Source organism: Salinimicrobium sediminilitoris, assembly GCF_020866905.1.
Taxonomy (GTDB): Bacteria; Bacteroidota; Bacteroidia; order Flavobacteriales; family Flavobacteriaceae; genus Salinimicrobium; species Salinimicrobium sediminilitoris.
This window is the reverse complement of the sequence record NZ_JAIVCC010000009.1, coordinates 59,411-79,843: the sequence shown is the minus strand read 5'-3', so window position 1 is coordinate 79,843 and position 20,433 is coordinate 59,411. Positions and strand designations below refer to the sequence as shown.

Annotated in this window: 21 protein-coding genes; 5 read left to right on the top strand and 16 right to left on the bottom strand. The window is 37.8% G+C overall.

Annotated elements, in window-relative coordinates:
- Positions 1-166 precede the first annotated feature (166 nt).
- Entirely contained in the window at positions 167-913 is a 747-nt protein-coding gene (gene fabG / locus LA313_RS10275) for a 3-oxoacyl-[acyl-carrier-protein] reductase (protein ID WP_228914611.1), read from the bottom strand.
- Between the two features lie 137 nt (positions 914-1,050).
- On the bottom strand, positions 1,051-1,923 hold the full coding sequence (sucD, locus tag LA313_RS10270) for a succinate--CoA ligase subunit alpha (RefSeq protein WP_228914610.1): 873 nt from the start codon (positions 1,921-1,923) through the stop codon (positions 1,051-1,053).
- 148 nt (positions 1,924-2,071) lie between these two features.
- Between sucD and LA313_RS10265 the strand changes: the two genes are divergently transcribed.
- Positions 2,072-3,562 (top strand): tyrosine-type recombinase/integrase, encoded by a 1,491-nt coding sequence (locus tag LA313_RS10265; RefSeq protein WP_228914609.1) that lies wholly within the window; start codon positions 2,072-2,074, stop codon positions 3,560-3,562.
- A gap of 320 nt (positions 3,563-3,882) precedes the next feature.
- Here LA313_RS10265 and LA313_RS10260 read toward each other — a convergent pair whose 3' ends face one another.
- The 5 genes from LA313_RS10260 to LA313_RS10240 form a co-directional block, all read right to left on the bottom strand.
- Positions 3,883-4,185 carry a hypothetical protein gene (locus tag LA313_RS10260; protein ID WP_228914608.1) on the bottom strand — a complete coding sequence of 101 codons (303 nt, stop codon included), beginning with the start codon at positions 4,183-4,185 and terminating at the stop codon, positions 3,883-3,885.
- A gap of 93 nt (positions 4,186-4,278) precedes the next feature.
- Entirely contained in the window at positions 4,279-4,983 is a 705-nt protein-coding gene (locus LA313_RS10255) for a hypothetical protein (protein ID WP_228914607.1), read from the bottom strand.
- 42 nt (positions 4,984-5,025) lie between these two features.
- A complete protein-coding gene (locus tag LA313_RS10250) occupies positions 5,026-5,355 on the bottom strand; it encodes a YegP family protein (RefSeq protein ID WP_228914606.1) in 330 nt (109 codons plus the stop codon).
- A 122-nt stretch (positions 5,356-5,477) separates the two neighbouring features.
- Entirely contained in the window at positions 5,478-5,702 is a 225-nt protein-coding gene (locus tag LA313_RS10245) for a hypothetical protein (RefSeq protein ID WP_228914605.1), read from the bottom strand.
- A 104-nt stretch (positions 5,703-5,806) separates the two neighbouring features.
- On the bottom strand, positions 5,807-6,286 hold the full coding sequence (locus tag LA313_RS10240; RefSeq protein ID WP_228914604.1) for a hypothetical protein: 480 nt from the start codon (positions 6,284-6,286) through the stop codon (positions 5,807-5,809).
- Between the two features lie 892 nt (positions 6,287-7,178).
- Here LA313_RS10240 and LA313_RS10235 point away from each other — a divergent pair.
- Together LA313_RS10235 and LA313_RS10230 are read left to right on the top strand one after the other, a co-directional pair.
- Entirely contained in the window at positions 7,179-7,523 is a 345-nt protein-coding gene (locus LA313_RS10235) for a DUF6150 family protein (protein WP_228914603.1), read from the top strand.
- Between the two features lie 106 nt (positions 7,524-7,629).
- Positions 7,630-9,144: an SH3 domain-containing protein gene (locus tag LA313_RS10230; RefSeq protein ID WP_228914602.1), complete on the top strand. Its 1,515-nt coding sequence runs from the start codon at positions 7,630-7,632 to the stop codon at positions 9,142-9,144.
- A 47-nt stretch (positions 9,145-9,191) separates the two neighbouring features.
- Here the strand turns inward: LA313_RS10230 and LA313_RS10225 are convergent, their stop codons facing one another.
- Together LA313_RS10225 and LA313_RS10220 are read right to left on the bottom strand one after the other, a co-directional pair.
- Entirely contained in the window at positions 9,192-9,854 is a 663-nt protein-coding gene (locus LA313_RS10225; RefSeq protein WP_228914601.1) for a recombinase family protein, read from the bottom strand.
- Positions 9,855-10,179: 325 nt separating this feature from the next.
- Positions 10,180-11,172, bottom strand: a complete 993-nt coding sequence (locus tag LA313_RS10220) for a thrombospondin type 3 repeat-containing protein (protein ID WP_228914600.1) — start codon at positions 11,170-11,172, stop codon at positions 10,180-10,182.
- Positions 11,173-11,577: 405 nt separating this feature from the next.
- Between LA313_RS10220 and LA313_RS10215 the strand changes: the two genes are divergently transcribed.
- Entirely contained in the window at positions 11,578-12,246 is a 669-nt protein-coding gene (locus LA313_RS10215) for a hypothetical protein (protein ID WP_228914599.1), read from the top strand.
- Positions 12,247-12,308: 62 nt separating this feature from the next.
- Complete coding sequence (locus LA313_RS10210) at positions 12,309-13,364, top strand: hypothetical protein (protein ID WP_228914598.1); 1,056 nt, start codon at positions 12,309-12,311, stop codon at positions 13,362-13,364.
- Between the two features lie 110 nt (positions 13,365-13,474).
- On the opposite strand, the gene LA313_RS10205 is transcribed toward LA313_RS10210, so the two are convergent.
- From LA313_RS10205 to LA313_RS10175, 7 genes are all read right to left on the bottom strand, one after another.
- Positions 13,475-14,236, bottom strand: coding sequence for an endonuclease/exonuclease/phosphatase family protein (locus LA313_RS10205; protein WP_228914597.1), 762 nt, complete (start codon positions 14,234-14,236; stop codon positions 13,475-13,477).
- Positions 14,229-14,489 (bottom strand): hypothetical protein, encoded by a 261-nt coding sequence (locus tag LA313_RS10200; protein ID WP_228914596.1) that lies wholly within the window; start codon positions 14,487-14,489, stop codon positions 14,229-14,231. Before LA313_RS10200 ends, LA313_RS10205 begins: the two co-directional genes overlap by 8 nt.
- Positions 14,458-15,024: a PD-(D/E)XK nuclease family protein gene (locus tag LA313_RS10195; RefSeq protein ID WP_228914595.1), complete on the bottom strand. Its 567-nt coding sequence runs from the start codon at positions 15,022-15,024 to the stop codon at positions 14,458-14,460. Before LA313_RS10195 ends, LA313_RS10200 begins: the two co-directional genes overlap by 32 nt.
- A 221-nt stretch (positions 15,025-15,245) precedes the next feature.
- Positions 15,246-15,767 carry a hypothetical protein gene (locus LA313_RS10190; RefSeq protein WP_228914594.1) on the bottom strand — a complete coding sequence of 174 codons (522 nt, stop codon included), beginning with the start codon at positions 15,765-15,767 and terminating at the stop codon, positions 15,246-15,248.
- A 22-nt stretch (positions 15,768-15,789) separates the two neighbouring features.
- Positions 15,790-16,497: a M48 family metallopeptidase gene (locus LA313_RS10185; RefSeq protein ID WP_228914593.1), complete on the bottom strand. Its 708-nt coding sequence runs from the start codon at positions 16,495-16,497 to the stop codon at positions 15,790-15,792.
- A complete protein-coding gene (locus LA313_RS10180; RefSeq protein ID WP_228914592.1) occupies positions 16,497-19,778 on the bottom strand; it encodes a type I restriction endonuclease subunit R in 3,282 nt (1,093 codons plus the stop codon). Before LA313_RS10180 ends, LA313_RS10185 begins: the two co-directional genes overlap by 1 nt.
- Positions 19,775-20,431: a hypothetical protein gene (locus LA313_RS10175; protein WP_228914591.1), complete on the bottom strand. Its 657-nt coding sequence runs from the start codon at positions 20,429-20,431 to the stop codon at positions 19,775-19,777. Before LA313_RS10175 ends, LA313_RS10180 begins: the two co-directional genes overlap by 4 nt.
- Between the last annotated feature and the right edge of the window lie 2 nt (positions 20,432-20,433).

Sequence of the window (20,433 nt, the reverse complement as noted above, 5' to 3'; positions counted from 1 at the left end):
AGTTTTTGTTTAAGAAAAGAAAGAGGCAATCTGAAAAACTTTTTTTATGTCAACCTGTCCCGAAGCGTCGGGAGTTTCAGGTTTTCTTTATTCCAATTTCAGATCTTAAAGATTCTGAAAATGAATACAGCATGACGTAAGTCTTTCAGACAGCCTCTCAATATTTTTAGGTAAGCATACCTCCATCTACATTGATTACCTGCCCTGTAATATAGGCGCTGAGATCACTGGCGAGGAAAACACATGTGTTCGCAATATCCTCTGGCGTACCACCTCGTTTTAACGGAATCGCCTCTCTCCAGCCTTCTACAACTTTTTCATCAAGTTTTCCGGTCATTTCAGTTTCAATAAATCCGGGGGCAATTACGTTGGTACGTATGTTACGGGATCCAAGTTCTAAAGCCATGGATTTGGAGAAGCCTATCATCCCTGCTTTTGAAGCCGCATAATTTGCCTGCCCTGCGTTTCCTTTTACGCCTACCACGCTACTCATGTTTATAATGCTTCCATGACGCTGTTTTAGCATAGTCCTTTGCACGGCTTTGGTCATATTGAAAACAGATTTCAGGTTTACTTCGATCACCTTATCAAAATCCTCTTCACTCATTCGCATTAGCAGGTTATCTTTGGTAATCCCGGCATTATTGACAAGGATATCTATACTTCCGAAATCCTGCTGTACATTTTTAATAAGTTCTTCGGCTTGCTTAAAATCGGCAGCATCAGATTTATATCCTTTTGCTTTGATCCCGAGTTCCTGAAGCTCTTTCTCAAGTTGATTGGCAGCTTCTGCAGAAGAGCTGTATGTAAAAGCGACATTGGCCCCGTGTTTTGCAAAAACTTCGGCTATTCCTTTCCCTATACCTCTACTGGCACCGGTGATGATAGCATTTTTTCCTTCTAGTAATTTCATATTAAAATTTCTGTTTTCCTGGTGTGGGTTATTAATCATTCAAATATAACAAAAGAAGCGGTTAAGACTGAAAAACCTCCGAAATCTGCCTTTTTTGACAGGTTACGGAGGTTTAAATTATCTAAAACAGGAAGTTCCTATCCCATTACTTCTTTTACTTTTTTACCAATCTCTGCAGGAGAATCAACCACGTGGATTCCGTTCTCCTTTAAAATGGCTTTTTTAGCCTGGGCTGTATCTTCACTTCCACCAACTATAGCACCTGCGTGTCCCATAGTACGTCCTTTTGGTGCAGTTTCCCCGGCGATAAATCCAATTACCGGCTTCCTGTTTCCGTTTTCCTTCACCCATCTTGCAGCATCGGCTTCAAGTTGTCCACCAATTTCACCGATCATTACAATACATTCGGTTTCATCATCGTTCATCAACAACTCTACTGCTTCTTTTGTGGTAGTTCCAATAATTGGATCTCCACCAATTCCAATTGCAGTAGTAATTCCAAGCCCCTGCTTCACAACCTGATCGGCTGCTTCGTAAGTAAGAGTCCCGGATTTTGAGACAATTCCTACTTTTCCTTTTTTAAATACAAAACCTGGCATGATCCCAACTTTTGCTTCTTCAGGAGTTATCACTCCCGGGCAGTTGGGTCCTACAAGACGACAATCTTTATCTTTAATATAGTCGGCAGTTTTAATCATGTCGGCAACGGGGATACCTTCAGTAATTGTAATGATTACTTTGATCCCTGCGTCTGCAGCTTCCATAATAGCATCGGCTGCAAATGCCGGTGGTACAAAAATAATTGAAACATCGGCTCCTGTTTCTTTAACCGCATCGGATACGGTATTGAAAACAGGCTTTTCCAGGTGTTTTTGCCCTCCTTTTCCCGGAGTCACACCACCTACCACATTCGTTCCATATTCTATCATTTGACCGGCGTGAAAAGTACCTTCACTTCCGGTAAATCCTTGAACAATTATTTTTGAATCTTTATTGACTAAAACGCTCATAGTTGATTATTTGATTTTTCAGTTGCAAAATATTATTTATCTTTATCCCTTTACTTACAAGGCTTTACGTTTGGATTTTGTGCGGTAGGTATAATATTATTACCATAATACCGCACAAAATTTCAAATAACGATTAAATCTTTCATCCATGGAAATCACAGTCAAAACTCGCTCAGCAGGTCCTGAAGAACTTCGCATCTATATCAATGTCCATGATGGTGGCAAGCACCCCGTTGAACGCCCTTCTGTCAAGGGTGTCAAAATTAATAAAAAGTATTGGAATAGGAACGCTACTGCCGATAAAATGAATTGGGTAAACACAAAGCATTCACAGTACCCCAAACTCAACAAGCTTATTTACAAAAAGCTCACAGAGGTGGAAGCCAAATACAAGGGTCAAGATATCACAAAGGTCATTGAGGACAGGGAAAGGGCAATTACGGGGGGAAGAAAGTTATTTTTGAGATATGCTGAGCAATTCATAAGTGAAAGAAGAAATGCTACCACCAAGGCCAATGACCAATATGGAATAAAAAAGCTCAAAGCATATTTGGAAGAGCAGGACAATGTTGGAATGCAGTTCAAAGAAATAACCAAGCAGCTTGTAAGGGAATATTATGCATGGCTCCTGCAAAAAGTATCCAAAGGCTCTGCCAACCAATACATGAATACCTTCAGAACCATCTTCAATGCCGCTCAGGAGGATGAACGTGTGCAAATAAAGGTAAACCTCAACCCTTTTGAAAAGCTCAAGAAGGAAAAACCGCAAAGAAAAAACAAATCCCTGACTCAATTGGATTTGGAGAAGTTCAAAAGTGTGCGGGTGCCCGCACAAAAACCCAAATGGTTGGAAGCAAAGCATATGTTCCTGTTTCAATTCAGCGGAGCCTATAGAGTCAAGGATATTATGTATCTGCAATGGCAGGATATAAGGGAAACGGACAATGGAATCATTTGGGACAACTATACCTCCAAAACCCAAAACAAATTTACCCGCACCTTGCCCCTGGAGGTGCAACTACTACTTTTGCCCGCACTCAGAAGATACTTTCCCGACATGGAAGAGGTAGTGAATCCCTTAAGGCAAGAAATAGAAAATCTTAAATCGCAAATACAAGATGATAGTCCCAAGGAAATGAGCGCAACAGAAATGCTCAGCCTTATTAAATCGGGTTATTCCCTGCAGGAGTTGGAAGAGCAAATGTTGAAGAAATTAAGTTCCCAAGAAAACGTAAGAAAACAATTTAAGCAAAAATATAAAAAGCTTGAGCATTTTGTATCATCCAAAATAATAGACGTGAGTTTTGACAGGCCCACAGAATTCGTTTGGAGCTATGGCAACAGGAAGAGGTTCACCTTGGATAATACCTGTGATGATGAAAGAAACAGGGTACTGCAAAGCGTTAGCTCCTATGACAGATTCTTGGATGTGCTAAGGCGACAGGCCAAGATAAGAACACATATCTCTTCACACGTCTCCAGGCATACAGCCACAGTGCAGTTATATCAAAGCGGGGCCAACCCTGAAGAAGTTTCTAAATTGCTCACCCATAAATCCCTTAGCACTACAGAAGCCTATAGGGATGCCTTGGGACTCAATGACAGCAGCCTTACAACCACGTTGGGAGGGCTTTTATAATTTGTTAGGAATATTTCCAATTTAGCCTATATCTTTGTTGGAAATTTTCCAATGATGAGTAAGCCATTGAAATTGCAGAACCAGACCGACAACAACACCCATAGAGAATCATATACGGCAACACCTGTTGGATATGAATACAGGGGTTATGCTTGTAATGCGTATGATGCAGGACTTTGAGGTAAGGCAGGAACACTACAAACCTTGGGATAAGTACCATAAATAAAACAGGAGACCCGAAGAACTCTCAAGTTGAGACTTTGTAGATTCTTAGGACGGTTCCTTACATGTTGAAGGAAAAATGGATGTATTTTAAAGAGTTATGAGTAGTGGACAACCAACTCCTGGTCAGTATTTATCACCTCTTTCATCCGTTCAAGAGTGAATTCCCTGTTGGAGTTAGTTAAATCTCTTTCTAAATCGTCAATGCTGGTTGCGAGAGTATCATCATCAGAAAACTTGAACCAAAAACCACTTTCTGAACTATTGTCTTTGAGGATTTGCTTGTGTTTGGTCTCCATTTCCCGAAGCTTTTGAATGAATTCCTCAAGTTCTAACTGACCTTGAACATGTTCATTGAACAGGATGCTCACCCTATGGCTGTATTGATTTGGATTTATCATCAGTAATCTAAAATTAAAATTCAGCTGATGGTGTTACCTCAGCCATTCCAAATCTACAATCAAATTTTTAAATGATTTTTTATTCTTGATACATTATTGTTTAGCCTCAAAAGTCAAAATATCGCTTAAATAATTTAATAAAGAAATGACTTTTAAGGAATTGATTTTAGAGCCATAGCTGATATCTTCCCCATGTAGTATTTCGTGCCTGTTGAATCTTAAGGGAAAACTGTGTAGTTTGCTCCAGTGGGAATTTATCGTAGAAGTTTCTTTTAAAGGGACCAGGAATGGCCTGAAAAAGACTTCTTCTTCATTAAAAGCTTCTGCAATTCTCGGTTTACGTATTTTCACCCCTTTAGTTTCTTTAGCGGTAAAGAAAATGTCTCCTGTTCTCTCTTTACAGATACCATCTACTTGTGTTAGGAGTAAAGTTATGGAAGAGAAATATCTTTTTTCTCTATGGTTCTGAAACCCTTCACGCAAGACTCCAATTCTATTTGGATATCTATGGACGAGACGTCTCTCCATATCATCCAATTCATCCTCATAATATTGAACTAAAAAATCATCTACCTCCTTTTGATTACCTTTATTCAGTTCTCTTGCCAATTCTATCGGGGTCTTGGGAAGAGAGTCATATCCAAAATACCATCCGTACGTGCACAATAGCCAAAATGCATCAGGAGATTCTTCATCTAAAATTTTGGCTGCTTCCATTAGATTGGGCATTGATTTGTTTATCACCTCAATTACCTCCCTCATACGCAACTGCCATTCTTCTAAGTCTTCTATTTCCATTCTTATATTTCTACCGTCTAATCGGTCGAGACAAACACAGTTTTAATTATCGCTTTCTTGCACAGTGGCATCGGGAGCATTTGTCTTAACCGATAGGATTCCCTTTTCCATTGCGGCCAAAGAATTATAGACTTCGCTGGTTCCAATCACTTGTCCGTTAGTAGCTTTCAGGTTAAATCGGTAACCAGTACCCGTCTCTTTGCGCTCAAATCTTTCATCAACCTGTGAATTTTTTCTGACGGATTCAATTCCTTTTTCACAACTTCCTTTCACTTTGTAGCCTTCACTACTCAGGATGATTTGACCATTACGGGCTTTAAGATTAAATCGGAATTCACCTGCTTTGTCCTTTCTTATTTCAAATTTCGCCATGAATATTAATTTTTAAGGTTATCAGACATGAAGATAAAGAATAAAATGAAGAGTAAGAAACAAGGAGAGTTACAGGAACCTGTGGTAAGCGGCTCTTAAGACTTTGACTCAAATGGAAGAATTCAGAGCCTGCTTACTACAGCCTGATACTGTTCTGAAGTTAGATAAGAATAGTCACTCCACCTGCTGTATGCTTGAAGTACATAATGGATGGGTGTAGTTTGTGGGTAATACACAAATAGCTCTGCCTCATCCTCATTTACAGCTTCAGCAATTGCATTAAGGTCATCTAAATCCCAGATGAAACCTGCTCCTGCCCTAGAAAAAAGAAAATATTTCTTTTCCATCCTTACCTTTAGATATAAATATCACTCTATACCTTTTTTTCTCAATAAGTCATGTTTTAATCGAAGGCCTAAACCAGACGGTATTGACATGGAGCAAAAGCTCATTATTTTGACTGAGCTCTTGCCTTAGACTTGGCAGTCTCTGCTTTCACAAAGTTAACAAGTTTCATCTTGTCTTCCTGACTCATGGAGTCATATTCACAGGTAGGTTTCCTATTCTTTGCGGCCTGCTCTTTAAGATACTTTAGTCTTGGAGAATCAGGTACAATCGGTGCATTTTTGTCTATCCAACCCGTTGGTTCGTCTCCTGGAAATACCTTGATGTTGAACCCAAACAATCCCTTGATTATCTGTATTGGTATAAGGAGTATCAAAAATATCAAAACCAACGGCAGCGACAAGAACATGCCCACGTTGTTCAATTCACCCATAAAGGTTCCCCTTGGCAACCTGGTTTGAGCTGAATTTACGGCATTCGCCCACTTGCTTGCCTCCAAACGGTAGCGAATATTGGTCAAAGCCCCGTTATCGTTGGGTCTCCAATTAAAGAATAGGCTACTATTTTTATCATTATACATCGGCATGGCTAACTGGTTTTATTTTATTTTCTTATACAAGTAACTATAAATCAATATTCTATACCAGTTTAATAGCTTAATTATTTCTTAAGAGTCAAGACCACTTATCAACAGTCTTTACAACTTTGATGGACTGTTGTTCCTTTCGTCCTACATTGGGACTTTATAGCCGCTTTCTTGTTCCTTTTTGTATCTAAAGAGCCTAAAAGTGACAGTGTAACGCTGGGGAGGTTGTTTAGGGTAATTATGTAAGTTAAACTGACGCAATTTCAGTGTTAACGGGAGATTGAATGATTTGATGCGGTGGGGAATGGGGTGAGAAAATGCAGCATAGCATTTAATGTAGGAGGTTGGGAAGGTCAAAAAAAACCGCTGTAGGGAACGGGGATAGCTTGGGGGGCTATTAAATCACAACGATAGAACTATTTAAAACCTGCAGGAATAGGTCTCAAGCAATTAGTAAAGAATGGTAAACCTTTTTTAAGATGCTTCTATAAGGTTATGAGGGGAAAACTTATATAGTGGTCGAAATGCTTCATAACTCCACAGCCAATCGAAATGGTACCTGTTTTCACTGGGTAAAAACTTGTTTGATGGTTATAGGAGATGAAACGAAGGAGCATATTAGTTCACTTTGGGTAAAAGTGTTTTACAACGAAGTACAAATTATTCCTTTTAAACCCTTTTAACAGATTTACAGAACAATACATCGATTTTATTCCAGTCATAAGAATTTGCTAAAGTTTTTGTTTTAAATTTCTAATCCCTACACAAAGTATCCATAGTCATTTTTATCCTCTACAAGTTGTCATGGATTTTAGATTCGTTGAACAATGAGGGTCAGAAATCGACTTTGAGTCAAAACAACCAGATTGCAACAATTTCAAAATTTAAAAAAATGAGGGGACTCTACTTTCTTCTGTTCAGTTCTGTACTGGTAAGTAATGCCTACTCTCAGAAACTGTTTATTGCCAAATATGCCAGCGATGCCGATTTTAAAGTCATCGTTGTAGAGCAACCTTCCCAGGCTGATTTAAAAGTTTACAACGAAAAAGTTGTGAGCCAAGTAAAAGGAAACAGCGGCATCTGGTATTTCACTAAAATGAGAAGTGAAGCTGATAAGAAGATTCTCTTTGTAAAATATTTGAGTGAAGCAGATTTAAAAATTTACTTTGTTAATCATAGAAGCCAGGCTGGGTGGATTAGTGAAGAGAAAAAAAGCCTGCTAAACAACAGGGAGTAACCAATATTTCTTAAATAGAGATGAAGTTAATTAGGAAAATATATTAGTTCTTCTCTTGTTATTGTAAGTTGTCTAGTCATATTAAGAAATTGTAATACAAATATTTATGTTAGAGGTTTTAGTTAACATGTTCAAGTTTTATGCAAAACTTATTTTAGGTACGGTTATTTTTATTTTTTTGATTGTTTTCATAAGCACGGCCTTTGACTCACAAGAAACAGAAGTTGAAGTTGAAGAGATTGTTGACCGTACCTGTAGCCGATGCAACGGAACAGGAAAAGTCGCAACATACAGTGGAGCTACTTGTAGTTTCTCCCACTTCGAATATGGCAATTGCGGTGGTCATAAAAGCGGCTATGATTGTTTTTCAGTTGGTTCCAAAACCTGTCCCTGTTGTAACGGAGTCGGAAGTTTTAATAATTCATCTTCATATAAGGAGTTGGATTCATACTCCTCAAGTAAAATTTCTTCATATGATTCAGACGATGCCAAAGAAGATTACTCTACTTCTGTTAACAATGCCTATTCTAGTAGAGTGACTGACTATTTGTATGTCACTAAACTGAATCACCAGGAATCAGGAACTATGCGCTCTGCACCCAATGTCAATTCATCACCCGTTTCAGTCGTTAATCCTGGTGATAAAATTTATGTTCTCGAAAGGAATTACAATGACAGTCCTTGGTTCAAGGTTCGAGTAGATGATAAGGAAGGGTTTATCACTGAGAACTGGTTAGAAATGGAAGGGCAAAATGAAAATCAAACGATTTCATCCGAACCTGAACCTCAGGATGCTGATGGTTACGTTGCAGACAAAATTGTTTTCTCTTCTTCGAACTTTGGGGATGAATATGAGGTTAAAAGTATTCCCGTTGAATATGGAAAAGAACATAGTATTCAAAAAATGATATATGATTGCGAAGGTGAGGAAGAAGTATATTTTCCTAAAAGCACCATTAAGATTCACACTGAAATGGTCGAAATATTCGGAATTCTTGCTGGTCAAATTGTCGATTTTGAATGGGAGGAAAGTCAGATGGCTAAAGATGTTCGGCAACCCGCAGAATATGCTATCGCTCCGATGATGATAGAACCAAAGGTTGTTTATCAAGGTAATGGAATTACTAAGATAACAAATTACACCTATCTGCAAACAGAGAGCGCTAGAGAAACTGTTAGGCAAAGCGGCATTAGAATAAGTATTTACTTCAGCAGCATCCAAGAAGAAGTAATCGGTATGTCCATCACAGAAAAAACTGATAAATGCTCCTTAAATATCTATTTTGATACTCAGGAGAAGCAGCCTCGAAAAGAGACAGTGGAAGCTAATTATCAGGAAGAGACCAACTCTGTTGGATTTAGAAACGAAATGGAGGTGCTAATTTATTTAAGAAAAAATAAATTTAAAGTTCCCAATAGTTCTAAAGAAATGCGAATTTTGAATGGTTACGTGTGGATAGGTGGTGTGCCCGTGTATATTCTCAGCGAAGTTAAAATTGAAGGTGAAAATAGAGCGTACCTAATAGGTAAATCCCAAACTAATCCGAACGATTTTATGGAATTTCAAGTAGATGCCAATAGAGGTTGTATAGATGCTGATGGAACTTCTTATTGTCTATAAACTTATTATTAGCTAAAAGAATTAAGAGTCCTAAAATATTTCGAGTGTCAAGAAACCAGCACTTGCCTTTTAACTAACGCCTTTTTTACCTTGGCAACTGTTGCTGTACTTTTCCCCGTGATGTCTGCAATTTCTCGATAAGATAACCCTTTCTTTATTTTCTGTACCACTACAGGATGTCTTTCTAATAGACGAACATCCGATTGATACGAACCAAGCTTGCGGCCCTTAAATTTTCCTTTGGCCTTTGCAATTTTAATCCCCTCCTGGGTTCGCTCCCTTATTCTATTTCTTTCCATTTGTGCAATTGACCCCATCACTGCCACAACAACTTGTGCTATGGGATTTTCTCTACCGTTGATTAGCGTTTGAAAGCCCTCCTTAAGCGATTGAACATTAATACCATTATCCGTAAATCGTTTTATAGTATCCAAAATGTCAATTAAGTTTCGGCCCAAACGGTCAATGCTGTCTATCACTACCGTAATTTCTTTACTACTCATATTTTTGGAAGTGAGGTGGTCGAACAGCTTTCCAGCTTCGGGACGTTCCAGAAAAGGAACATTCCCTTGAATTTTATCCGTAAAATGATTTTTAGGCAAATAGCCAGGAAATTTTTGAAAGTTGATTTTTTGCCTTTCATCATTTTGGCCAACTGTGGAAATCCTGGAGTAGAAAAAGAAGTTCATATTTTCTAAATTTAAATTCAATTTCGTGATTTATTTTTAGACTCTAAATTAAATTAAATCAATATTAACATAAACAGTGGATTGACAGAGGGAGGAAATGAAGTAAAAAATAATTACAGTCTAAAACTAAAACGTTACACTATTAAAAAAATCGATATTTCGTTGTCCTACAGTCTTTAATTGATAGCCAACAGATATCAGACTAAGTAATACTGGTGAGAATTATTAATTACTCTAATACCCTCTAATAGTGAGTTACATAAAAAAAGTGCAAGCTTTTAACCTGCACTTTTCAATTGAATCTGCTTTTTATTATTAAAAAAGAGATTGAGAACTCTTGAGCTTTTTAATTAGTTGACTGAATGCAATTTAACAATTGAACTTTATGGCTTGCTGTTATTATTCCTGCTTGAACCCATGCATTCACCAGTTCATTATATGACTTTATTTCTTGTCCAAGATTTTTATAGGTTCCACTTTCGAGTTCGTCAACTAAATCTGACATGAAGGTGCCATCCGAAACTTCTAAATTTGCCACGCCAGAATCACACCCGTTTAAGACAATAGTCCTTTCTAGGTTCGAAGCTTGGCTTTTATCATCATCATTTAAAACATTATCATTATCAATATCTGGGTCGCAGACATCACCCATGCCATCACCATCAAAATCTTCTTGGTCTGGATTTGAAATTAATGGACAATTATCCCCATTGTCATTTACACCATCCCCGTCCGAATCTGGATTTGAACAGAATTTTAATCTCGCTACTCTAGCGAAGTTATCACCAAAAGCACCAGTACTACTTATGACTATTGATTTTACTCCATTTAAGTCAGAAATAAATGACTCACAAAATCCCAAGCCAAAATCAACAGAACGGATTAAAGTGCCTAGTGAAGTACCAGAAGCATCCGCACCAGAGAAAAACTCTAATTTTATTTCATCCACATATGAGTTAGCGCCAAGCATGCTGATATCAAAATAAACTAGTTCTTCCTCAAAATTTAGTACTAGGCCAGAATTGTCTGATGTACCAATACTTTGTGTCGCTCCTTCGCATACGAGCCAATCAGCTACTGTTCCAACAGTGGCATAACCTGAACCCTCAGAAGAAAACGTAACTTTTTCTATCGGTGTATCAATTTTTCCAAGCGAAAAATCCATGGCAGAAACTTCTGAACAGAAAAGCGATAAATCTTCCTCAACCTCTATTTCCCCCGTGGAGGTCACTAAGGATTTTTCTAAATTTAGTTCAGACTCCTCAGGCAAATTTTCGGGTTCGCAACTGTTAAGTGTAACCAGACCTACCAAAACTAAAAACAAAGAGAATTTTTTCATAATAAAAAATTTAAATTAATATTTGATTTTGTTCTGTAGGGATTTAAATATATAAAAACCTGTTAATCAAATCCTTAAAACTCTTAAAGTTTTCGATAAATTTATTGAAAACAGAGTTGTAGAACCTTCGTTTAAGCTGTTGACTGCAGAAAGTGTTATTTTTTCTTACTATGATACCTTTGGATGGTTATTTTGGGACATTCTTATGGCAGCAAAACAATAACGCATAAGATGTTGTACTACTCTGAACATGGTTCTAACCTAAACTGGAACAAAAGCGCAATTGAACGCCCCATTTGGGTCTTTTATTAAACTGAACTCCTTCTTTTGAGTAAAAAGTTAAATTCTAGTGCAGCAGAATATAATTACATTTGCACATGATGTTTTATAAATTGAACTCCTACAATGACAAAAACAGTACTCCTTACTAGACTAAATTACATCTTCGACAAGGCGGAAGCCGCTTTAGCAACAGGTCAGGCTTCCCCAATGGAAGGGGTGACGCTGAAGATGGCGGAAAGCCGAGGATTTAGTACAAGTGGACTTTCTTTTATTTTAGATTTGTACGGAGACAAACATCCTTATTATGTTGGATTCCAAAATGCAACAAAATATCACTATGAAACAAGTGTCCGAAGTGGAATAGAAATATTGGACAACATTAAGGCGGAGATTGAAAATGGTTGGTTAAATTCAATAAAATCAATAGTCTCAGCAGAAATATTTTCTGATTTCCTCGAAATGGCTGAACATCTACTGAAAAATGATTACAAAGATGCATCTGCGGTAATGTTAGGAAGTGTGTTAGAGGAAAAACTAAGACAACTATCAGAACTTCATAAATTACCGATTAAAAAACTTACTGAAAGCGGAAAAGAATTTCCAGTAAACGCTGACAGGTTAAATAATGAATTGGCAAAAGCTGAAGTGTATAATAAATTGGAACAAAAAACTGTAACAGCTCACCTTGATTTAAGGAACAAAGCTGCCCATGGTCACTACAATGAATATGATAAATCTCAGGTGAACTTAATGTACGACTACGTTTTAAATTTTGTTGCCAAGTACAATTAGCAGTTATAATAAGAAGGTTGACCAAAAACCTAAAAGAATAAACAAAAGCAAATTGTATAATCGTGCTTGATAATAAAAACGAGTTAAGGAGAACAATTTCAACCGTAACAGAATTGTTCGATGCTGACAAAGAAGCTGAACTTGTTGAGCTTTTAAGAAATTCGGAGGTCACATCAGAACCAACTGATTATGACAACTGGAATGGCGGAATTACCTATTACTCAATCTATATTAAGATTTCCGTTGAAAGATTTGTGAAGGTACAAGATAAACAAGCTGAAATTGAAGCCAAAATAAAGGAGAAGGCAGCTCTGGTTCTGAGAATTTACGAAAACATTCATGTCGGGCAAGTTTATATTATTCCCAAATCAATTCCGAGAATTGAATGGGACAGAATCGTAGACCTATTTACGAAGGACCAACTAATTTCAGAAGTAAATTACCTAAAAGATACTATGATTTCAGTTTCTACTGGTGGCCAAAGGATTCAAGATGTTAATGATGAATTTCAACAGCGTTTTGCTTTAGTAGACAAAGCTTTAAAACGCCTTACTTTTGAAAATCCAAATCCATTCAATGATTTGTGGCAGTGGTATGCAAGATGGAGTTCAGGAGAAATGCCACAGTATAAAAATAGACGTGCTTTTATTGGAGAAATGTACGGAAGTCTATTAAAAGCACTTCAAGAAAGTGAACAACCTGAGCTGTTAACCGTTTCGGTTAGCTTAACTGGCTGGGAACGAATTGACAGAACTGTCAAAGAAATCAAGATGCGGCTTAGACAAGCCTCCACCGAAGAACAATTCCAGACAGTGGGACTGCTTTGCAGAGAAACAATAATTTCGATTGCACAGGCAGTATATGAGGAGGAAAAGCATCCAACTATTGATGGAGTAAAAGCCAGTAAGACAGATTCCAAGAGGATGCTGGATGCATATATTGCTGTTGAACTTGGAGGTAGGGCAAATGAAAATTTGAGAAAATATGCAAGAGCTTCAAACGCCTTGGCTAATGAACTAACCCACAAACGGACAGCTAATTTAAAGGATGCTACCATTTGTTCTTCCGCTACAATTTCTCTGGTAAATTTAATTGGAATTTTGGAGGACAGACATTAGATATTTGCGTCATAACCAGCACAAAATATACTTTTGCTCATCTCTTTATTGAAAATCTCTCAACCCATCCTAACCTCCTCCGAAAAACTTTTATCGGAAAGAGCTTACTTTTAATTTAAAACGGTAATATCAATGTACACCCCATTGTGGTCCGACATCAACTTACCTTCAGGAGTAAAACTGTCCCAAGCACCCGCCTCAATTTTATATTTAGAAGATAAATCGGTAGTCACACATATATGGTCAATATTCCTGCGTGTCTTTGCCGTTTTAGGGTGCTGGTTAATGTGACCTATTGCTGCAAAATCTAACTCCGTCATGCAAACAAGGTTATTCCTCAAGAGTTCCAATGAAAGAGTCCTTCTTCCTTCTAAAGTTCCGTAGCCTCTCCCATTGCCGTCTCTGGTTTGATTAAAATCCCCAGCTATTATCATCGGAGTATCGGGAAAGAGGCTTCTAATCTTTTCCCAGTCACGACTTTGAATCAATATGTCTTCATTATGCATTTGCCATGCCCGCTTTCCAGTTTCGGGATATCTGTTGCCGCTAACACCCGCCATGTGGTATGGAATAATGGTGCCGTAGACGATGATGGGTCCTATGGGTGAATCAACGAGACAACATGCTGTTCGAAAAGAATCAACGGTTGGTATCAACTTCAATATTCTCCATTTGGTCCAAATGGTTATCCAAGGGTGACCCTCATACCTTTCAAATTCTAAAGACTTCAAACAACCATATTCAGGACCAAGGTCAATATGGTTGGAAGCTTCGGTCAACACCAGAATGTCTGGTGCTATCATTGCTATCTTCTTTCGTATGGGTGCAGGTGATTTCGCACGGTCAATATTCCAGGTTGCAATTCTAATCATTTGTTGGTTTGAAAAGGTAAAGGTTGTCCAATATCCATTTTGCCAATTCAGTCATCGCTTGCAGTCCATAGTCTACAACTTCAACTTGGTTTTTGAAATCATCTTTGCGGTCAATTGTGCCCGTAAATATTCTAAGTGAGAATGTCTTTGAATGCTGAACCAACTTAACCTCCTTTGGCAGCTCAATCTTTATTTCGTTCTTTCGGGCATCATCAATACCGCTAAAGGTTTTTTCTAAAGCTCCAATAGTCAATCCAAAACTTCTGAACAGGCTCCGAGTTGACAGGTTGATAGCCCCTGCGCATCTTCTCAATAGCAATCTTTAGTAGTTGACTTCTAAAGATTCCCCGCTGCGAACTCGTAGATTCTAAACGCTGGGAAATCTCCTCATAAGTGATGTAGGAATTAAAATCATTTTGGTTTTCACAGTAATTTTTCGGAGCTATCAATACTACATGTCCTTCGGAACAGGCACCTCTGTTCTTATACTCATCTGCACGTTGTAAATACCGATTGAATTGCTCCTCTTGGAAATCTGCATCAAGTTTGTTCTCGATGAGAACCATAATTTTCTGATTACCTGAAAAATATGAAAATAAAACGTCTGTCTCCCCTACTCCGAAATCTGAAATACTCCTCCAAGCTCCATCTGTTTCAGAGAGAGGTGGTAGTTCTAATCGTTCAACAAACCATCTACAAAAAGTAGGTTCAGTTGCCAATTCTTCCAACAATATTAAGTCAATATCACGCTCTCGAATCGCTTCTACAGGAATTATATTCTGGTCCATAGCTATTTTGTTATTTGCTTCAGTCATCAACTTCAGCTTATTAATTGAGCTTCCGATTTCGTTTATTCTACACCATCAATCTCTCCAATCTTTCCTTTGTTTCCCTCCAGTTAGTTTATAATTGCCCCAGCAGTTCGTAAAATGCTGAGCTATAATTTTAGGGCAAGGTGACAAGTCTCTGGGGGTTTGACGTACTCTTTATACACTCCTAAATTTTTAGCCTATGAGTTCCTTCCAATCTCAAGGTCAAATCCCATTATATCGAAGAAAAAATTTTGTAAATCATGAATACAATCTTCAGATATAAAACCTGTTTCATCAAATTCCTCAAAGTATAAATCACCCCCGATACAATAGAAAATTGTATTAACCTTTTCTCTCATTAAGGTCCCATTAAGCCCAACATAACAAAACATTTGGACGTAAAAATACACATCTTGACCCTTATGACAGGAATAGTCTCTTATTTCATAGGTGTATATATTGCAACCTTCCGTGTAGCCATCTAAGATTTCCTCGTGACTATACTCATAAACTTCAAAGCCAAATTTCTTTAACCAGTCAGTAGTAATTTTTATAGGCTGAAGACTTTCTTTCTTAACTCGATATTCTCTTTTTTCGAAATCGAGTACATGGACATCCCCATCTACTTTCATTATTCTGCAATCACCCAAATAATTTATATGGATGAAATTATTTCTCCTTAGCCCACCTATTGAGAAATTATGTTTTTTCTTAGTCATTTTAAGAGCATATTTTTTCACATCATACCATCAACCTCTCCAATCTGTCCTTTGTTTCCCTCCAGTTAGGATATAATTTCCCCAGCAACTCATAAAATGCTGAACTATGGTTAAGGTGGGCCAGGTGACAGATTTCGTGGATTATTACATACTCTATACAGACCCTTGGGGCTTTGATGAGCTCCAGATTCAAATGGACAGTTCCGTTGCGGTCACAACTTCCCCAGCGTTTCTCCATCCAACGATATTTGAGCATTGGTGTTTCTTTGGTTAAAGATTTGGCAAGGTGAAGCTTTTCCCTAAATAGCTGGTTAAAATGTAAATCTGCTTTGGTCTTATACCATGACCGCAACAAACGTTTGACACGGATTATATTGAACTTATCCCTAAGTGAAACGATTATGTACCCTGCACTGAGCTTGACTGACTCTTTTTCCGTCTCAACTATCTTTAATCGATACTGTTTTCCGAGATACAAATGCGTTTCGCCACTGACATACTTTCGTGGTGGAGTTAGGGGGTGAAACGATAAGAAGAAATCCTGTTGCCTAAGAATCCAGGCTGCTTTAGACACCACCTTTTCTCTTACATTTTCCTCAGTGGTGTTGAGTGGTGCGGTCACCTGAACAGTCTTATCGGGATGGACTTTAATCCCCAACGTTTTCCGTTCCGAATAATCCAGGTCATACTCAATGATTGATTGCCCATATTGAATTCTATCCTTCACCATTACTTATATTTCAATATTGCAACCTTAATATTCTCTTCAACCAGGTTATCAATATTATCCCAGTTTGTATCCATATCGTATTTCTGAAGTAATTCATAGACTCCATCCCCCAGGGCTATATTTATTTTACCCACCACATCATCATCCTTATGCCATTCTATCATCTTTTTATCGTTGATGAAGATATTTTCTTTAACCGTCTTGTCAGTTACTAGACTTACTTCTATATGGAAGTCCTCTGAGGCATTCTTACCATTATCAAAAATGGATTTGCTAAAGTTGTAAAAGGCCATAGCTGCATCATTTCCTGCTATAGCTTCGGGGGCATCATCTGAACGGCCATTGAAGAACTTATCTTCATAGTCTTTAGTCCGTTTTAAAAATTCAGCTTCAGTGATTCGCTTTTGATAATATTCTGTGATAGTGTCCTTGATTAACTCTGCCAGCTTTTTATAGTACACAGGGTCTTCCTGCATCCTAACATTAATAGCCTTAATTGTTCTACTGGCAATATGGTCAGCCTGGGCTGCTTTACCCGTTATCTTTTCAATTTCAGCCTGGCGTTCTTCCTTATCAAAAATATTAACCAGCTCGGTAACTTTTAAAATATCACCTTCAGTAGATATGTGTTTATTGATTAACTTTTGAATCTGGGGCTCGAATTCACGATAGGATAACTCATCATTATACCTGCGCTTTACATCTACCCGTAGCTTAAGAAAGAAATTTGCATCTGTCTTATACTTTTTAATCTTTGATTCATCTGTTTTGGTTACAAAATCATAAGAGGAAAGTGCCATTTTTAATAACCTGGAAAAGTAACTAAGTCTTTCATAAAACTTGTTACGAATATCTTCTGGTCGAAGCAATTCCTCATAGGCAGTAGCTTCAACATTTTTATCCTTTAGACTTCGGAAGATGTCCCATAAATCAGAGTGGGCCTGTGGTAGCTTCTTTATCTCATCACTAATCTTGGTTAAAGTACCTTCTAAATCCTCCTCATTGAAATCAGATAATCCAGAATAGGCTGTCAATGCATTATCCAGGTTCTCCAGGTTCCCGTAATAATCGATTATATACCCATAATCCTTACCTGGAAAGACTCTATTTACTCTGGCTACAGCTTGAAGTAAAGTATGCTCTTTAAGTGACCTACACAGGTATAAAACCGTGTTGTTGGGTGCATCAAATCCCGTGAGTAATTTCATTACCACAATAAGAATTTCAGGGTGTTCCCTTTTTTTGAATTGGTTAATTACACTCTTTTCGAATGTATCTAAATCCCCAAACTTATCAATCATAGCATCAAAGTACTTGTCTTCACGTTCCTTATCATCATTGGTATTGTGAAACCCATCTTCCATGCCTTCCCGCTGGTCGGTTCTGGTAACAATCACTTCACTACTTACCTTGCCGATGTCATCCAGGTATTCTTTATAAAGTAAAGCCGACTTAACCGATGGAGCTACTAATTGTGCTTTAGGTTTGTACTTATCTGAGTTAGTTTGAAAGAATTCAGTATAATGCTCACTTATATCCCAGGCTCTGGCATATATCACCTGGTCTGCTTTATTTAGTTGATTTATCGAATTAAACTTCCGCTTCAGAGATGCTTTACCATAATCACTCAAAGGTTCAGATACCTTCTCAAAGTACCTGTTAATGGGGTCTTCATTCAATTTGATGAGGTTGTGTCTTCCTTCATAAAGCAATGGGACAACGGCACCATCATCAACGGCATCTTTAACGGTGTATGGCTTGCCTATATAACCCCCAAACTTGTTTGCGGTACTCTTTTCCTTCTTCATTAGTGGAGTCCCCGTAAAAGCAAGGAAACAAGCATTGGGGAAGATGCGTTGCATACTTACATTAAAAGTTCCATATTGAGTCCTATGGCCCTCATCTATTAAGATGAAGATATTAGAAGATTCGAATGGCTTTCTACTTAATTTAACCGCAGCCTCAAATTTGTTAATGATGGTGGTTATTATTGCATCATTATTTTCGTGAATAAGCTCAGTAAGATGGGTACCCGTCTTGGCTTGGTTCACCTCCTTTTGACACTTTTTAAAAGTTTTAGTGATTTGGTCATCCAGGTCAATACGGTCCGTCACTAACAATATCTTTGGGTTGTTGACCTTTTTACTTGATGCAATTAATTGAGCCAACATCACCATAGTAAGTGATTTACCCGAACCTTGAGTATGCCAAATAACCCCACCACGTCTTTTACCCGTGTTATCGAAACCAGTAATTCTTTTTAGGGTTTGTTTCACCGCAAAAAATTGCTGATAACGGGCAATCTTCTTTACACCATCATCATACAAGGTATAATTCCTAATCAGGTCTAAAAATCGCTCTGGACGGTAAATACTGTATAGCAGTTCATCCTGTTTGGTTACGGAACGGTATTCCGATTCCACAGAATCAAAGTACCGCCTCATTTTTCGAAACTTATTAGATTCTGTCTTTTCGAACTTGAGTTCTTCTGAAAATAAAATATCCTTCTGTTCTGTATTAAGTGGTTGGTTTTTTAATTTTTTAAGGGTATCCCAGTATTTATTCTCGGCTTCCCTGGAAGGTAATTGTTCTTTCCACTTAGCCCAGAACTCCTTGCTGGTTCCTGTTGTGGCATAACTCCCATCGTTAACCGCAATACTCATCAATAAATTGGAATACACATATAAAGACCGTATACCCGTTTTGCTGAAGTTTCTAATGTGTTGTTCAACTCCCAATTCCGTGGGAGATTTGGTGCTGTTTACCGAGGGGCTTTTACACTCAATTATCCCCATGGGAATCCCATTTATAAAGAGTACGATATCAGGACGGTAATGGTCTGTTCTCCCTTCACGGACCACTGAGTATTCTTCGGTAACGTGGAAGCTATTATTCCCTGGGGTTTCCCAATCTATAAAATGAAGGGTATGGCTTTTTTTGTCACCATTAATACTTTGTTCAAATGCTTTCCCCAGAGTGATTAAATCATAAAAAGCAGCATTAGCAATAAGGAACCCATCTTGAATGGGTAAGTCCTTTAGAGCTATGACTGCCGAACTAATGTTAGAATCTGAAAACTGATATTCCTGGCCCTTACGTTGTATGGTATTTATCTTTTTTAGACGTTCTTTTAAGACATCCTCAAACAAGACGTGGGAGGTTTTACCACCCCGCCACCTCATAGCTTCCTTTGGTGGCACATAGGTATACCCCAGGTTAATCAGCATTTGAAGAGCTGGTATCTGAGATATATGGTCTTCTAAAAAAGATGGTGTGTTCATAATTCTTTTGTTTCTATAATTAAAGCAGAACCTCGGTCCCAGTTTATTATACTTTCGTATTGGTAATTCTCTTGGTCGTAATATTTTATTTTCATTTGAAATTGAATATGTGAAGGGTTTTTTGTGGCTTTACCAGAAAGTAGGATTCGGCCACCTTTTTCAATTTCAATATCCTTTTTCCATCCTTGAAAAGTAACTTCGGCATTTTCCTTTAAAATTTCACATCCAGAGTAGAAAGCAATTTCCCCTCGATTATTTAGTTCAATGCCAAGTGTTCTATCCACACCCATTGTTCTAATACTATTAATAAACAAATGAGGTTTCACGCTCATCCTTAACCTTCTTTCAAACAATTGATTTAACTTAACCAATTCATTAATTTGTGATTGTAGTTGCTTATCGTTGCTGAGAAGTTTTTTCGAAGCAATAATATTATATATAGCGGTTAAAATACCAACACCAATAGCTATCAATAGACCCCAATACTCTATACCCGTTGTTGGTTCTGAAATTGTTTTCACAATTAACTGGTCATCACCCTGAAATAATTCTAAGGTATTTAGTAGCTTCAGGTTTATAGTGTCAGACACCTTGATTAAAGTATCTGACACAACCTGGTTCAACGTATCTTGTACGGGTAACTGAATTTCCAATG

Bases quoted from the DNA above. Each gene is read 5' to 3' on its own strand.
- LA313_RS10250 (WP_228914606.1), bottom strand. From the start codon at position 5,355: ATGGCGAAATTTGAAATAAGAAAGGACAAAGCAGGTGAATTCCGATTT.
- LA313_RS10215 (WP_228914599.1), top strand. From the start codon at position 11,578: ATGACAAAAACAGTACTCCTTACTAGACTAAATTACATCTTCGACAAG.
- LA313_RS10235 (WP_228914603.1), top strand. From the start codon at position 7,179: ATGAGGGGACTCTACTTTCTTCTGTTCAGTTCTGTACTGGTAAGTAAT.
- LA313_RS10255 (WP_228914607.1), bottom strand. From the start codon at position 4,983: ATGGAAATAGAAGACTTAGAAGAATGGCAGTTGCGTATGAGGGAGGTA.
- LA313_RS10220 (WP_228914600.1), bottom strand. From the start codon at position 11,172: ATGAAAAAATTCTCTTTGTTTTTAGTTTTGGTAGGTCTGGTTACACTT.
- LA313_RS10260 (WP_228914608.1), bottom strand. From the start codon at position 4,185: ATGATAAATCCAAATCAATACAGCCATAGGGTGAGCATCCTGTTCAAT.
- LA313_RS10240 (WP_228914604.1), bottom strand. From the start codon at position 6,286: ATGCCGATGTATAATGATAAAAATAGTAGCCTATTCTTTAATTGGAGA.
- LA313_RS10245 (WP_228914605.1), bottom strand. From the start codon at position 5,702: ATGGAAAAGAAATATTTTCTTTTTTCTAGGGCAGGAGCAGGTTTCATC.
- LA313_RS10180 (WP_228914592.1), bottom strand. From the start codon at position 19,778: ATGAACACACCATCTTTTTTAGAAGACCATATATCTCAGATACCAGCT.
- LA313_RS10265 (WP_228914609.1), top strand. From the start codon at position 2,072: ATGGAAATCACAGTCAAAACTCGCTCAGCAGGTCCTGAAGAACTTCGC.
- LA313_RS10205 (WP_228914597.1), bottom strand. From the start codon at position 14,236: ATGATTAGAATTGCAACCTGGAATATTGACCGTGCGAAATCACCTGCA.
- LA313_RS10185 (WP_228914593.1), bottom strand. From the start codon at position 16,497: ATGGTGAAGGATAGAATTCAATATGGGCAATCAATCATTGAGTATGAC.
- sucD (WP_228914610.1), bottom strand. From the start codon at position 1,923: ATGAGCGTTTTAGTCAATAAAGATTCAAAAATAATTGTTCAAGGATTT.
- LA313_RS10190 (WP_228914594.1), bottom strand. From the start codon at position 15,767: ATGACTAAGAAAAAACATAATTTCTCAATAGGTGGGCTAAGGAGAAAT.
- LA313_RS10195 (WP_228914595.1), bottom strand. From the start codon at position 15,024: ATGGACCAGAATATAATTCCTGTAGAAGCGATTCGAGAGCGTGATATT.
- fabG (WP_228914611.1), bottom strand. From the start codon at position 913: ATGAAATTACTAGAAGGAAAAAATGCTATCATCACCGGTGCCAGTAGA.
- LA313_RS10230 (WP_228914602.1), top strand. From the start codon at position 7,630: ATGTTAGAGGTTTTAGTTAACATGTTCAAGTTTTATGCAAAACTTATT.